The sequence below is a fragment of the Paenibacillus sp. MT86 genome (genome assembly GCF_058792535.1).
Map to the genome: position 1 here is coordinate 5,344,445 of NZ_CM179499.1, position 14,444 is coordinate 5,358,888.

A 14,444-nucleotide genomic window follows, 5' to 3' on the forward strand; every position below is an offset into this window, starting at 1 on the left:
CGCCGCATCCGCTTCTCTAGCCTTTGATGGAGCCGACGAATATCCCTTTGGTGAAATGCTTCTGAAAGATCGGATAAATACACATGATCGGAAACATGGTAATAATGATGACGCTCATTCGTACCGCCTTGGGATCAAGCGTTTCCCCCGGAGCATTGATGGCGACCGCGCCGCCTCCTACCCGCCCTTGAATCGCAGTCGTATCCAAGGTAAACAGGTAGTTTCGAAGCACCATCTGCAAGGGATACTTGTCCTGATCTCGCAAATAAATCAAAGCCTCGAACCAACTATTCCAGCTTCCGACAAGACCAAATAGAGCAAAGGTTGCAAACAGCGCTTTGGACAACGGCAGTATGATCCTGAAGAGAACCACCAAGTCACTCGCCCCATCGATATAGGCGGAGTCCTTCAGCTCAGAAGGAATATTCAGAAAGAAGGTCCGAAACAGAAACACATTATAAGCACTGATCGCACCGGGGAGAATCATGACCCAGACCGTATCCAACAGGTTCAAACCGCGCATAAGCAGATAGGTCGGAATTAATCCGCCTCCGAAAAACATCGTAATCATGAGAAAAATGGTCAGAAATTTCTTGCCCGCAAATCCCGGAATCGTGAGCGGATACGCCATCAGTGCCGTAAACAGCAGCATGATGCCCGTAGAGCCGGCCGCATAAATGATCGAGTTCAGATATCCTTTGAAAATGTAAGGATCCTGAAACACCGTCGTGTACGCTTCCAGATTAAATCCCTTGGGCCAAATCGTTACGCTCCCCGAGGAGATGTAACGCGTTCCGCTAAGCGATGTCGCGATAATGTTCAGAATCGGATACAGCACGACAATCAGGATGAATAGCATGATAACAACATTGAATACATCGAAAGCTCTGGAACCCAAACTAGCCTTTTTCAACATCCCACCACCTAGAACAAACTCGTCTCTGATACTTTCCGGCTTAACCAATTGGTCAAGTAAAGGATCGTAAAGGAAATAACCGACATGAATAATCCGATGGCCGTCGTGTACTCGTATTGTGCGCCCAGTATACCTTGACGATAAACATAGGATCCGATGACATCCGCTACTTCGTAAGTCTCAGGCGAATAGAGCAGAATGATCTTCTGGAAATCGCTCCCGAGGATTCCTCCGACGGCAAAAATCAGCAAAATAATGGTGGTCGGCTTGAGCGACGGCCATGTGATGTGCAAGACTTTTTTCCACCGGCCTGCGCCGTCTACATCGGCTACGTCATACAGCGTAGGATCAATTCCGCTTAATGCAGCAAGGTAGATGATGGTGCCGAACCCGACGCCCTGCCATATGCCGGAAGAAATGAAGATGGTCCGAAAATAGTCAGGTTCGAGAAGAAACATGATCGGGTCTCCGCCGAAGAATCCGACAATATGGTTAAACAAACCGTCTCTTGCCGTAAATTCCTTAAGCATCCCCGCAACAATGACGACCGAAATAAAATGCGGAAAATAGGAAACCGTCTGCACAAGCTTCTTGAAGCCCTTGTTTTTCAATTCATTAAACAACAGAGCCAATATAATCGGTGCCGGAAATGACCAAAATAAAGTATACAAACCAAGAAGCAAAGTATTCTTTAATACCCTGAACGCCATCGGATCGTTAAAAAAAGAAGTGAAGTATTTTATACCTACCCACTCGCTTCCCCAAATCCCCTTGGAAGCATTGAAATCTTTGAAAGCGATTAATATTCCGTACATCGGAAAATAGTGAAAGATTAACAGCGTCAGAAAGCCGGGAAGCACCATAAGATAGAGATAGCGGTGCTTGATGATCCTGGCCACCAGCCTGTTATTGGTTGTTTTCAAAGGAACACCTCCTGACTGTTAACACGTTGTAATCGGATACAGCTGGTGTTATTGGTCCAGGTCGTATGAGCCTGGCCATTTGGTTCGTTCTATATGTAAGCGCATTCATTTTCACCCCCAGACTGTATCCTAACGTTCGCCGAAAACGCATTTGCTTTCGTCTACCGTCCCCAATAGATATGATTATCATGTTGTCTCACAACTTGTTATGCTAAGTAGAAAATAACACATACTATTTAAGGCGTCAACAGATAAAAATGTTTATGTATCCCCTCGTTAATTGGCATACTATCTTCGAATCGTGCCGAACTGACGATACCGATGGGGCGTTAAATTATGCCTCCGCTTAAATAAGTCATAGAAGTAGCTGACATTATCAAGTCCGATTTCAAGGCTGATGTCCACGATATCCATATCCGTGTTCATCAGCAAATTCTCGGCGTAGGACATTCTCAATTCGTTAATGTACTGGGTCGGGGACATTCCGAGGTGCTTCCTGAACATTCTGCATACGTAGGCATGCGATTTGCCCGACAGCTGGACAAGCGCAGCCGTTCCCCGCGTGAAGTGCTCTTTCTTTTTTGCCTCTCTGCATAGGGACTTAAACCATTCCGGTTGTCCAGTAAGTTCAATCGGATCCGCGTCAGCCTTGATATACCTAGAGAACAGGTCGGTCATGACGGCTCTTACCTCCGCTTTGACGGCCAGCTTCTTCTCCTGCGGGATCAGACTGAGCTGGTCCAGCCGGTACCGCACATATTCCTTTTCCATTTTGGACAGCAAGGTCGACGGCGGCATGGCCGGTCCAAGCAGTCTTTCGCTTGGAAACCCTTCCCCCAAGAAAGCCATGAGGTCTTCCAGGACCTCGCGAAGGAAAGACAAATTGATGAACTGGCAATCACTGTCCGTCGTTTGCTCATAATAATGAACGTCCCGGTCCCGTATGAATACGAGTGTATTTTCCTGCAGCAGCTGCCTTGTGCCGTTAATGACATGTACAACGCTTCCTTTCAGGATAAGAAACAATTCAAAGAAGTCGTGCGTATGCATGCCGATCGTGTCGCGCACCGAAGCGATCAGCCGATAGTGCGCCTGAATTTCAGAATCAATGCCGTCTGCCGCATAAAGCTTCAACATGGGCGTTATTCCTCCTAGTTCGTATATTGACTAGATTCCTCCGATGTCAAAACACCATAAAGCATTCCAAAATAGAGCAAGATCGAGAGCAGCACTTTCGATTAGGATAGAGATGATATTAAAGCCTGAAAGGAGATTTGCCGCGAATGAACTTACTGGAACAGCGTCAGCAATTCGATGCAAACAAACGCATTTATGAAAGCACCAAGCTTGTCTTCCGCGGAGTTGAAGGTTTTGATGTCTACAATCCTTCCATTCCGTTCGCATGGAACGGCAAGCGCTACATTTACGGACGCGTGGAGAAACGACATGAGTGGGCAAGGTCCTGGGTCCGCTTGTTCGAGCAGAGCGGTCCGGACGAGTGGACTGCCGTGCCGAATACGATGATTTATCAGCTTGAAGACCCTTATATTAGCGTGATCGACGAACAGCTTGTATTAGGCGGCACGCATGTCCGTTACAAGCAGGGACGGCTTGATACGTTCTACGGTTATTTCTACAAAGGCAGCGATCTTCACGATCTCTTCTACTTCACGACCGGTCCGGATTATATGAAGGACATTCGGCTCGTAGAGCTCCGGGACGGGAGAATCGGCGTCTTCTCCAGGCCGCGCGGCGAAGGGATCCGCAAAGAATTCGGCAGCGAGTCCTTGGTGGGATTCACCATCATCGACAGCCTTGACGATCTGTCACCGGAAATCATCGAGAACGCCCCTTATATCCGAGGATTATTCAGCAAGGATGAGTGGGGCGGCTGCAACCAGGCTTACTTGCTCGAAAGCGGGAAGATCGGCGTCATCGGCCATATCTGCTATGCACAGGGAGATACGTCGACTTACATGAACATGGCTTTCGTACTGGACCCGCGGACGAATCAATTTTCGGATTTGAAAATCATCGGCACCCGGCCTTGTTATCCGGATGGCCCCGCCAAGAAGGCACATCTGACCGACTGCGCGTTCACAGCCGGCATCGAAATGCGTCCCGACGGCAAGGTCAATCTTTACAGCGGCATCGGCGATACCGAAGCGGCTCGCATCGTCATCGACTACCCGTTCGAGAAGGAAGGTGCCATTGTAACCTTATAATGGATGTTCAAAAAATCGGGTTTACAGGACCGAGAAGGTTGGATAAAGCTAGGGACTGAGTAGCGGAGCGTACATAGCGGGTACGTGAGCAACGGAAGGCTCGGCTGAATTCAAGATTCGATGTCGAACCCGCTTCCTGATCTGCTTCGTCCTGGAAAGACGACTTTTTGAACAACCTCTTATAGTTGTAATACCATGATCGAGCTGCTGGATTACCCGGCGGCTCATTTTTGTATCTGGTTGCGGTTTGGTATAGAACCATTCATTTTATGCAAGGTGTCCCTTAAAAAGTTATTATTATAAGTTAATCAAAACACATACTTTATTTGACCCTATCGTAATACAGAGCTTCACATAATTCAAACTTTTTATATCATTTCGCTTCTTTTTTGCTTGATTCCTGAAAATTCTTCATCTATTCGACAAAATCTTTTCCGATTCACACTCCAACTACGTATACTTTTTAAACTGATGTGCGCTATAATTGAGGAAATGTTTATACGAGGTGAACTTACTTGAACAAGAAGGACTTGGCTCTGCCAAAGTACCAGATGGTAAAAGACTATGTCTTATCCCAGATCGAGAATCGGGAATTTACGAAAGACGATCGGATTCCTAGCGAGTCGGAGTTCTCCAAGCTGCTGGATGTCAGCTCCATCACGGTACGTAAAGCGCTGTCCGAGCTGGTGAACGAGGGCGTGATCTACCGCGTCCGAGGTAAAGGAAGCTTTGTCGCCAGCCAAGCTGACGCCTCGGAGAAGACCTCCACCTCCAATCTGGTGGCCTTCGTCATCTCCGGCGTCGACCTGTACGACAGTTCGTATATGCAGATCATGAGAGGCATTCAGTCCTTTCTAGGCCAGCATGGCTGCAAGCTCATCATCGAATTCGTGGAGAACGACTTCGAACAGGAGCGCGAGCTCATTCTGGGACTCATTCAAACGGAGCTAAGAGGCTTACTCATCTATTCCTCCGATCCCGAAGCTGCAAAGGGCTATCTCGGAGAGATTCGAAAAAAATCGATTCCGTTCGTGATGTTGGATCGCTCCCCTTCCGGCTATCCGGTTAACGTTGTCACCTGTAACAATCATGACGGTGCTTATGAAGCAGTAGAATACTTGATCCAGCAAGGACATCGGCGAATCGGATTCGCCGCTTACGACTATCATCTAAGCCCGGAGGTCGACCGATATAACGGTTATTGCAACGCCATGTCGAATGCTTCCATTCCGATACCCGATTCGCTCTTGTTCCTGGATAAGGAACTGGACTATGCTGCACTTGTGAGCCTTATCCAAAACGGAGAGTTGACCGCGCTGTTCTGCGCGAACGACAAGCGGGCCCTGGAGATAATCGAACAGCTCACCGCACTTGACATACGTATACCCGAACAATTATCCCTCATGGGCTTTGACGATTTCGAGAGCTCCAAGTTCGCCAAGGTGGCCTTGAGCACCGTGAAGCAATATTTCGACGTCCTCGGCTATGAAAGTGCCAAACTGCTGTTCGAAATTACCGAGGGCTCATCTTACGGCAATAAGAAAGTCATGTTGCCTACAAGCTTGGTCATACGCGACACGATCAAGCCGTTCCAAGGTTAGAGCAACGCCAAAAAGGCAATGGATTCCGGATTGTACTCTGGAATCCATTGCCTTTCATAATGCTGCCTATCTGCTTGTACTATTCGGCGCGCTGACGGATACGATACCGCCGTTTACTTGCCTTAACATTCTGCATGTACCCTAAAACGACGAAGTAATCTACTCTAAGTTCAAATCCGAATGCAAATCATTCCCTGTCTGTGTCCGATAAGCGCTGAAGTCATCATATTCTTCGCCTTTCCAGATCCAAAGTGATTGATTTTTGCTGCTGTAGTGATTAAAGTCCACTATGTTCCCTTCATTTTGGGTGAACTCGTTGGTGATCATCAGCCCATCCTCATTCGCTTTGATGGAGTTATAGCGCATTTCATTGTTCCTTGTATCGAAGGCCAAATTGATTTCACCGTAACCAAGATGCTTGGTGTTGTTATCAGTGAACTCATTCTCTTTAATGATACAATTTTCCGTCCTTCCGCGATCTTCGTCATAGCCGCCAAGCGTGATGCCTGCCGCGCTATTGTTATATATGCGGTTAAGTGACACCTCTATATTTGAAGTTGAACCTCCGGCATGCTCACTTGCCAATTCAATCCCAAAATCATTGTCGTGAATGTCATTGTCGATGATTGCGATATCTTTGCCACCGTCAACATAGATACCAGCGGCGGAATAGTCGTTTCCATATGCGGGATTGCCATAAGAGGAGTTGCTGTATACCTGATTCTCCTGAATAACGCCGTTTCGCGCCCGATCTAGAACGGGGTTCGGTCCGGTACCTTCAAACCCGATGATGTCGACCCCGATATTGTTGTTATGATGCACGAGGTTCTTCGTAACACGAAACCCGTCCACGTTTCCATTAATCGCCATGGCCTCGCTGGCTCCCAGCTTCAGGTTGTACAGCTCATTTTGAGTAATAGCAATCTGCTTGAGCGGAGCCTCCGAGTTACCGTAAACTGCAATGCCATGGGCATTACCGCCGCCTGCCTTCTGACCCGCATGGGTCCCCATATCATGAACGCGATTCCCTATGATTTCGATATTTCTGCCGCTGCCGCTCACATGAATGCCGATGGGAGTGACATCAGCGGAACTTGTATCGTAATGGCGTATTTCCAGCCCTTCCACGCGTACATAGCTGGCATTGTCAATATGGATGACGCCATTTTCAACGGGTTGAACGCCTTTGCCGTCCATGACTGCCGTATGTCCCTTTGCACTGCGCAATGATATGTAGCCCTGGTCTGACGATCCTGATTTTTCGATGCTCACCGTTTGGCGATATACTCCTTCAAGAAGGATGACGGAACCGCCCGGCTTGACTAATTCGATTGCTTTCTGGATGCTGTCTAGCGGCGCATTCATCGTCCCCGGATTAGCGTCTTTACCTTGCGGCGAGACATAATAATCCCTTGCCGATGCTTCACCCGCCGCTCCCGCAGTCATGATCCCTGTTGAATCAGTTCCCGATTGTTCGGTGACAGAACTAATTGCATCACTAGGAAATATCTTAGCAATGAAGTAAGTTGTACTTACCAACAACAGAATGAGGAAACTGGCACCAAGAATAATCGAGATATTTTTTTTACGAATGATACCCACATCCTTAAAACCGAATAGTTAGTAATATTTTATCAAGGCCGGGGTATTACGGCCAGCACGAGCTCATTCTTGTCCTCCGTGAGAACGATTGTTGAGCGGCTTTTTATTCAAGGAACCTGCCAGATCGAATCTATAGGAAAAGGGAAAAAGACTAGCATGATCAGCGATTCTGATCATACCAGCCTTTTTTAGTTCGTCTCTTTTATATGAGTTAGGGTACACCATGTGTTCCTACTGCGTCCTACTCCTTCTTGTTATTGCTTACATAAAGATAAGTTGCGATACTCATTCATTCCCTCCCTAACGCTGCACCAACTGGATAGCCAAATCCCTCGTAAACGGGTGATCACTAATGCTGCTATTACACCCCATATCCAAAAAGATGTCCTAAAAAACAGCTCGTCGTTTATTCCACAGCCCCCGTCGCGCCGATCCGAAGGTCGACCTCTACGTGAAATTGAGCTCTGGCAAGCTCTTCGCCCCAGTTATCCTGGGCGGCCTTGTATACCGGATACTGATATGCTCTTGCATACAGGCCGAATCCTGCCGGATCTATTTTGTGCTTCTGAAATTTGTCGATGAGCTTCTCAATGCTTTTCTTCATTTCCTTGCTTAAATCACTCGCCATTTCCTCGGAATTCTCCAGAAGCTCATATTCAAGAAACTTTTCCGTAATGCTGATAAACGAGTTTATCTTAATGTTGTATTGGAACCTGCCATCTTCATGAGAAGTTTTAATCTTCACCGAAATGTCCCCTATGCTAAAACTCACCAAATCGGTGTTAAAAGGCAATCGTTCTCGCATTCCCTCAACAGGAAAAGTGAGGCTGACTCCTGGTTTAGCTTCTTTTTTTAAAATTTGCATAAGCGTAGTTTCTTGATAGCTAAGCGAATCCCGGTACTGTCCTTCTTGAGATAGCAGCGTCGTGCCCTTGAGCAAAATCTTTCCATTCTCGATCATGATCTCCGAGATAGCAGGGGTTATTGCACGGTCATGAAATTGTCTATGCATCTCTTGAGCCGTCGTTTTTACCGTTGTTGACCTCCTGCTTCCCGAATCGATCAGCGCTCTTAAAAACACGGAGGTTGTTGGCTGATCCATTGCTTGAAAATTAATGATATCGGCAACGGGACCGTCATAAGCTATGATGCGGTTGGTAGTCGTATTGCGAGGGTCGCGGAACGTAACATCGAGCACTTTAAACCAATCCTTATATTGAAGCAGCTTCTTCCCCACAACGATCACCTGAAAATTACGGCCGGCAACCGCTCCTGGAAACTGGGCGTCTTCCTGATTTCTTGCCTGTCTTAAACCTTCTGCTATTCCTTCCCCTTCACGGCTTTTCTTCTTAATATCTTTGCTAAATACCGGCGCTGACAAATAATAACGAAGCCTTCCGTCTTTGACATCCAGACCGAGGGCTAAAGGTACGGTTGCATCTTCAAGATTGGTTTTGTCATTACTGCAGCCTATCAGGGCAAGCAGCAGCATGCAGCCCATCACCGCAGCAGAGAATGTTTTAACCCATCTCATGATCGCCTCCCCCCTCTTACCTTGTTGATGATTGCCACATATAGAAGAAGGCATACAGGCAAAGCAAATTCCATCACAAAACCAGTGAGGTTTAGGAAGTTATTAAATCGAGCGACATCGATAAAACTTGGCCTATAGATGAAAAAACTAACCGCCACTGCGAAACACCACACGGCTAGGTGGCCCCTTTCTTTGTCTTTCCCCAATAGCCATGCCGAATTCATGGAAACAAGATGCATGGAAGGGATCCATATGCAAGAAAATATAAACAGATAAAAGGCAATAAACGGAACTTCTATCCGCTCAATAAAGCGAAGTTCGATCGACTTCATGATGCTGATGACCGGTTCATTGAATTCGCCGATTTCATCAGGACTAAAATACACATAACAGACAAGGGTGATGCCAAGGTAAACCAGACAAGTGAGCGTGTTCGATATCACCATGGCCGTCAAAGCTTTTTCTTTTTTAACGAGATGGGGGTAAATAAAGAACGCGAGCCCGATACCCAACATCGGATAGAACATGATTTTTACGGTTGAAAGTACCGGAAGCCAGCCCTCTTTTAAGACAGGCAGCAAATAGAGCCAGTGGGCATGGCGCAATGTTGTTAAATAAACGAACGGAATCCATATGGAGAGGAGCGTTACGATTTCACTGTATCTTCCGATTGCCTGGAACCCATGCTGCGCAATTTGAAACGTAGGAATGAGCAGCAACAGGACTAGAACATAGATATACGTGCTGGGCAATAACCAAAGTTTGATAACAAGTGAAGCAATCATAAAACCGTCATAAGCCAGTAACAAATAATAGGCCATAAATATGAAAGCAGCGATTTTAGATGCCCACACCCCCATGTAACGCTGCATCAAATCTAGTATCGTACCGTCGGGATTGTTTTTCATCACTTTAACGAGTGCTGCGGATGCCAATGTTGCCATTCCCCAGCCAAAAAAAATCGCGATCCATCCATCCGTTCCAGCTTGCCTGGCCAGTTCTCTTGGAAGGGACAAAAAGGCAACACTGATTTGAAAAGCCGAAACCATCAATGTGAATTGAAGCATGGATACCTGACGAATGGTCTTCATCTGTTATTGTTTCTCCTTCCAGCCCCGATTCCTTCCTTGCCGTTTTGCTTGTATTGCTCTTGTGCTTAGTGGCCGGTTGTTCATCAGCCATAGCGGAACCCGCAGAAGGGTATCCTTCCAGTCCGCAGCTTTAAACGGAGCAATCGGCGTACTGTAGGAGGTATTAAGCGAGTTCAGCGTGATGAGTCTCCCCATGATGGTCATCATGCCCACAATCAGGCCAATGAAGCCGAACCAAGTCGCAAGAACCATGATCATGAATCGCATGAGACGGACGGCAGCCAACATATCTTGATTAGGAATAATGAAAGAGGAGATAGCCGTGAAAGCAACAACGATCACCATGACATTGCTGATCAGTCCTGCTTGCACCACAGCCTGTCCGATCACGATACCGCCAACGATCCCCACCGTCTGCCCAATAGGTGCAGGAAGCCGAACCCCCGCTTCCCTCAACATCTCAAGCGTGATTTCCATTATGATCGCTTCCACGAATGGAGGAAACGGAACTTGCCCCCGTGATTCGCCAAGTGTTAGCAGCAGTTTCATGGGGATGATTTCAAAGTGATAAGAGATGACCGAAATGAAAAAACCAGGTAAAAAAATAGCGATAAAAAATGCAAAGATTCGCAAAATTCGAAGGAACGACGATATGGACCAACGAGAGCTGTAATCATCCACCGTCTGAAAAAAAGACATAAAGGTTGCAGGCGCCACCAAAACACTGGGCGAACCGTCCACAACAACGACGCAGCGCCCTTGCAAAATATGCGAAGCGGCCGTATCCGGCCTTTCGGTCGTAAGGATCTGCGGAAGCAGCGCAAGAGGCTGGTCTTCAATGAATTCGGCCAGCTCGCCGGTATTAATAATGGCATCGACATCGATGGATTGAATGCGTTCCTCAAACACCTTAATAATGTCCGGTTGAGCGACATCTTCCAAATAAATTAACGAAACCGCCGTTTGTCCCCTTCTTCCAACGATGTAGCGCCTAAGCTTCAACTCCTTGTCCGGGATATAACGACGGATCATGGCAATATTTTGTGAGCCGATTTCAATGAATCCTTGATGTGCCCCTTTGAGTGAAGGCTCCTGCTGCGGATCTTCGATCGCGCGTGTAGGCAGTCCTTTGCTGTCCAGTATATACGCGGTGCCGCGACCTTCAATGAACAACACGCTGTTACCGAGCATAAGGTTCAGCCTGAGTTTAGTCCATAAGGATTCAGGCTTTACATACCCTACATTTATAATAAAGTCATCGGACGGATTCCCGGACTCAAGCTGAAGCGGAGCAAGAATATCGTGGTTGAGGCATGTCTTATCGGTCAATTCCTCCATATACACGATTGCCGCTTTTTCTCCGGTTTGTTTAATGGTTAGTTTTCGTACGATCAGGTCGGGAGTATCCGTGAACATGTCTTGGATTCTGCTTATTGACTCGTTTAGACACGGAGTAATTTGTTCCTCTTGCTCATGGTTGGCAGAATGTTCCTTCATCATGTCAGGCTCCCTTCCTCACTGGATGTTTTTCCTTATTATGTTGATTTTGGACGCAGTTATGCATTCCCTCCAGGTTCATAACCCGTTACGATACGGGTATACTTCGAACTTGGCCAGGAATAAGCAATTAGGCATCGCTTGGAGTCAAATCAAAAAGGCGGATGGGACAAAAGTCATCCCGATCCGCCTTAAGTTTTTCTTTGTATTTGAATTTTTCACCTAAGCCGGTGTTCAGGGAATGAAAACCTTCAGGATCTGCTGTTTCTTCCGTAAACGAAATATAACGTAACGGAGGACATGATCATCAATATCACCGAATAAACCAAGGTCAACGCTTTGGTATCCGCGAGGGCCTGCGCATCCGTGCTGTTCTTGATGACGATTCCTAACGGCTGGTACAAAGGATGATAGAGGAACACGGTAACGTCATAATCGGCCAAAATCCCGTTGAAATTCAAGGCAAGAACAGCTAGCGTCGACGGTAGAATGATCGGCAGCAATACTTTTCTGAACGTATAGAACGGCTTGGCACCCAAATTCCTTGCAGCATCTTCCAGATTGCTGTCCAAGCTGAAGAAGGAGGCCTTGACCATTCGCAGGGTGAAAGGAATATGGATGATGACATAAGCAATTAGAAGCATCCAGATCGTGCCAACCAATACCGTATTCCCGATCATCAGCTTCGGCGTGTTAAAGGTTACGATCAGTCCGATCGCAATCAGCGTCGACGGCAGAATCCACGGAATCAGCAATGCGTATTCCAGGGCAAGCGCCCACTTATTCTTATATTTATGCAATATCCTTGACGCGGCCAGCGCCAATGCGACGACAATGACCGAGGCTGCCGCGGCGTATAGAATACTCACAAGATAAGGCTTGAATGCCGACATGGATGAAAACACTTGAATGTAATTATCCAACGTGAAGCTGTTCAAATTCAACGTGGCGGTAGAGATACTGGCCGCATCGGTGAACGAAAAGATGATGATCAGCACAACCGGAACGATGTAGAGGACAAACAGGCCGTAAGCCAGAATATGAGCGGCTATGTTACCGGATTTGCTGCGGATTTTTTGTTTGACCAGCTCCGATTTGACTTTGGAGACCGACATGAAGTTGCCTTTACGTTCGAACCGGATCATCACGGTCAACAACACCAGTGTGGCTACTCCGAGAATAAGCGCCAGCAGCGCAGCCAAATCTCTTGACGTCATGCTTTTCGAGAACGTCAGAATCATCGGCGTAATCGTCTGGAATTCCTTCCCCCCGAGAATAAGCGGCGCGGACGTCGCAGCCAGGCCGGTAAGAAAAGTCAGGATCGTCAACGCATAGATCGTAGGCTTCAGGACCGGAAGTACGACCCGCCTTAGGATATACCAAGTAGACGCCCCCATATTTCTCGCGGCTTCCACCGTTTGGAAGTCGATTTTGCGAATCGCATTGCTCAGGAACAGGAAGTGGTTGGACGTGCAGGCGAACGTCATGACGAATAGAACCGCCCAGTAGCCATGAAACCATGTCGTATTAAAAGAAGGGAACCATTGAACCAGGAGCTTGGTCATAAACCCTTCTTCGCCATAAACGAATTTATAGCCGGACACCAGCACGACTCCGCTGTAAATCAAGGTCGTAAAATAACCCAACCGCAAAAATTTCGCGCCTTTGATATGGAAATATTCCGAAATCAAAACCAGCGTTATACCCACCACATTTACCGTAATGACAAGGGAAAAGGCGAGAATGAAGCTGTTATATAAACTTCTCATCGCGCGCTCGGAAGAAAACAGCTTCTCTGCCGCTTGGAGCGTAAATTTGCCGTCCTTAAAGAAAATTTCGCCGTAAATATTCAAGTTCGGATAAATCAGAAAGGCAATGACAAACCAGGCAATCAACCCGTATAAAAGGATCGAAAGAGGATTTACGGAAGCCAGCCGGGCGCTCAGGTTCCGGGCATTCATGCTTCCCCCTCCTTCATCGGGTATTGCAAAATATCGCGGACCGGGAGGTAGATGTCCACATCGTCTCCGACCTCATGATGGACGAGCCGGCTTTCGATTTCGATGGTCTTTAGCCGTCCGCCGCCGGCAATCTCCAATACGTACTTGCTGTATAAACCGTAAAATTCCCGGTCCGCGATCTTGCCTTTCAAGTTCGACCGTATCGATTCCCTGCAGGGGCAGCAGGCTTACCTTCTCATTGCGGATATAGGCGATATTCCCTGGCTGAACAACATCGTTCAACCGGCTGTTCTCCACCATCCGCGGATCGATCCGATTAATATCTCCTATGAAATTGCACACAAACTCCGTTTGCGATTGATTGTAAACTTCCAAGGGCGTTCCCACTTGCTCCAGGACCCCATGATTGAATACTCCAATCCGGTCGGACAGCGTTAACGCTTCTTCCTGGTCGTGCGTGACATAAATCGTGGTGATCCCGAATTTCTTCTGCAGTTGTTTCAGCTCATTGCGCAGCTGCACCCGCAGCTTGGCGTCCAAGTTGGATAAAGGTTCGTCCAGTACCAAGATGCTCGGCTTCAAAACCAGCGCCCTGGCAATCGCGACGCGCTGCTGCTGGCCTCCGGATAGTTCCGATACCTTCTTGAACAGCTGATCATCTTTCAAATCAACCTTTCGGGCAATGTCCTTTACCTTCTGGTCCACTTCCGCCTTGGAAAACTTCTTGACTCGCAAGCCGAAAGCAATATTCTCATACACATTCATCGTTGGAAACAGCGCATAGCTTTGAAATACCATTCCGATCTCTCTTTTTTCGATCGGCAAACGGGTAATGTCGGCGTCTTTCAGCAGGATCTGTCCGCTCGTAGGCATAATAAACCCGACCAGACTGCGGAGGGTCGTCGTCTTCCCACAACCCGAGGGACCGAGGAACGTGAAGAATTCCCCTTCCCGAATATGCAAATTAAGGTTTTTGACCGCATGAAATTCTCCGAATTTAATGTCAACGTTCTGGAATGTAATCATATTATTCTCTTCCTTTTTGTTGTACTTGAATGAACGGCTGCATATTGGCGTTCCCAATATGCAGCCGG

Annotated in this window: 10 protein-coding genes and 1 pseudogene; 2 read left to right on the top strand and 9 right to left on the bottom strand. The window is 47.3% G+C overall.

Annotated features, from left to right (window positions below):
- Positions 1–16: 16 nt before the first annotated feature.
- The 3 genes from AC3RCL_RS23990 to AC3RCL_RS24000 form a co-directional block, all read right to left on the bottom strand.
- On the bottom strand, positions 17–913 hold the full coding sequence (locus AC3RCL_RS23990) for a carbohydrate ABC transporter permease (RefSeq protein WP_015736932.1): 897 nt from the start codon (positions 911–913) through the stop codon (positions 17–19).
- A gap of 11 nt (positions 914–924) precedes the next feature.
- Positions 925–1,839: an ABC transporter permease gene (locus AC3RCL_RS23995; protein WP_009593214.1), complete on the bottom strand. Its 915-nt coding sequence runs from the start codon at positions 1,837–1,839 to the stop codon at positions 925–927.
- Positions 1,840–2,127: 288 nt separating this feature from the next.
- Positions 2,128–2,976, bottom strand: a complete 849-nt coding sequence (locus AC3RCL_RS24000; protein WP_492532429.1) for a helix-turn-helix domain-containing protein — start codon at positions 2,974–2,976, stop codon at positions 2,128–2,130.
- A gap of 146 nt (positions 2,977–3,122) precedes the next feature.
- Between AC3RCL_RS24000 and AC3RCL_RS24005 the strand changes: the two genes are divergently transcribed.
- Both AC3RCL_RS24005 and AC3RCL_RS24010 read left to right on the top strand, forming a co-directional pair.
- Positions 3,123–4,064 (top strand): MTP-1 family protein, encoded by a 942-nt coding sequence (locus AC3RCL_RS24005; RefSeq protein ID WP_096776236.1) that lies wholly within the window; start codon positions 3,123–3,125, stop codon positions 4,062–4,064.
- A 515-nt stretch (positions 4,065–4,579) separates the two neighbouring features.
- A complete protein-coding gene (locus AC3RCL_RS24010; RefSeq protein WP_096776237.1) occupies positions 4,580–5,665 on the top strand; it encodes a substrate-binding domain-containing protein in 1,086 nt (361 codons plus the stop codon).
- A 159-nt stretch (positions 5,666–5,824) separates the two neighbouring features.
- On the opposite strand, the gene AC3RCL_RS24015 is transcribed toward AC3RCL_RS24010, so the two are convergent.
- The 6 genes and pseudogenes from AC3RCL_RS24015 to AC3RCL_RS24040 form a co-directional block, all read right to left on the bottom strand.
- A complete protein-coding gene (locus AC3RCL_RS24015; RefSeq protein WP_492532432.1) occupies positions 5,825–7,267 on the bottom strand; it encodes a right-handed parallel beta-helix repeat-containing protein in 1,443 nt (480 codons plus the stop codon).
- A 406-nt stretch (positions 7,268–7,673) separates the two neighbouring features.
- Positions 7,674–8,801, bottom strand: a complete 1,128-nt coding sequence (locus AC3RCL_RS24020; RefSeq protein WP_492532434.1) for a Ger(x)C family spore germination protein — start codon at positions 8,799–8,801, stop codon at positions 7,674–7,676.
- The gene (locus AC3RCL_RS24025; protein ID WP_192570877.1) at positions 8,798–9,892 is read right to left on the bottom strand and encodes a GerAB/ArcD/ProY family transporter; all 1,095 of its coding nucleotides are present in this window, start codon (positions 9,890–9,892) and stop codon (positions 8,798–8,800) included. The genes AC3RCL_RS24020 and AC3RCL_RS24025 overlap by 4 nt, the downstream gene beginning before the upstream one ends.
- Before the next feature lie 3 nt (positions 9,893–9,895).
- Positions 9,896–11,392 carry a spore germination protein gene (locus AC3RCL_RS24030; RefSeq protein WP_192570876.1) on the bottom strand — a complete coding sequence of 499 codons (1,497 nt, stop codon included), beginning with the start codon at positions 11,390–11,392 and terminating at the stop codon, positions 9,896–9,898.
- Positions 11,393–11,640: 248 nt separating this feature from the next.
- Positions 11,641–13,350 (bottom strand): ABC transporter permease, encoded by a 1,710-nt coding sequence (locus AC3RCL_RS24035; protein ID WP_492532437.1) that lies wholly within the window; start codon positions 13,348–13,350, stop codon positions 11,641–11,643.
- Positions 13,347–14,376, bottom strand: a pseudogene (locus AC3RCL_RS24040) (ABC transporter ATP-binding protein). The gene AC3RCL_RS24035 and the pseudogene AC3RCL_RS24040 overlap by 4 nt, the downstream one beginning before the upstream one ends.
- Positions 14,377–14,444 lie beyond the last annotated feature (68 nt).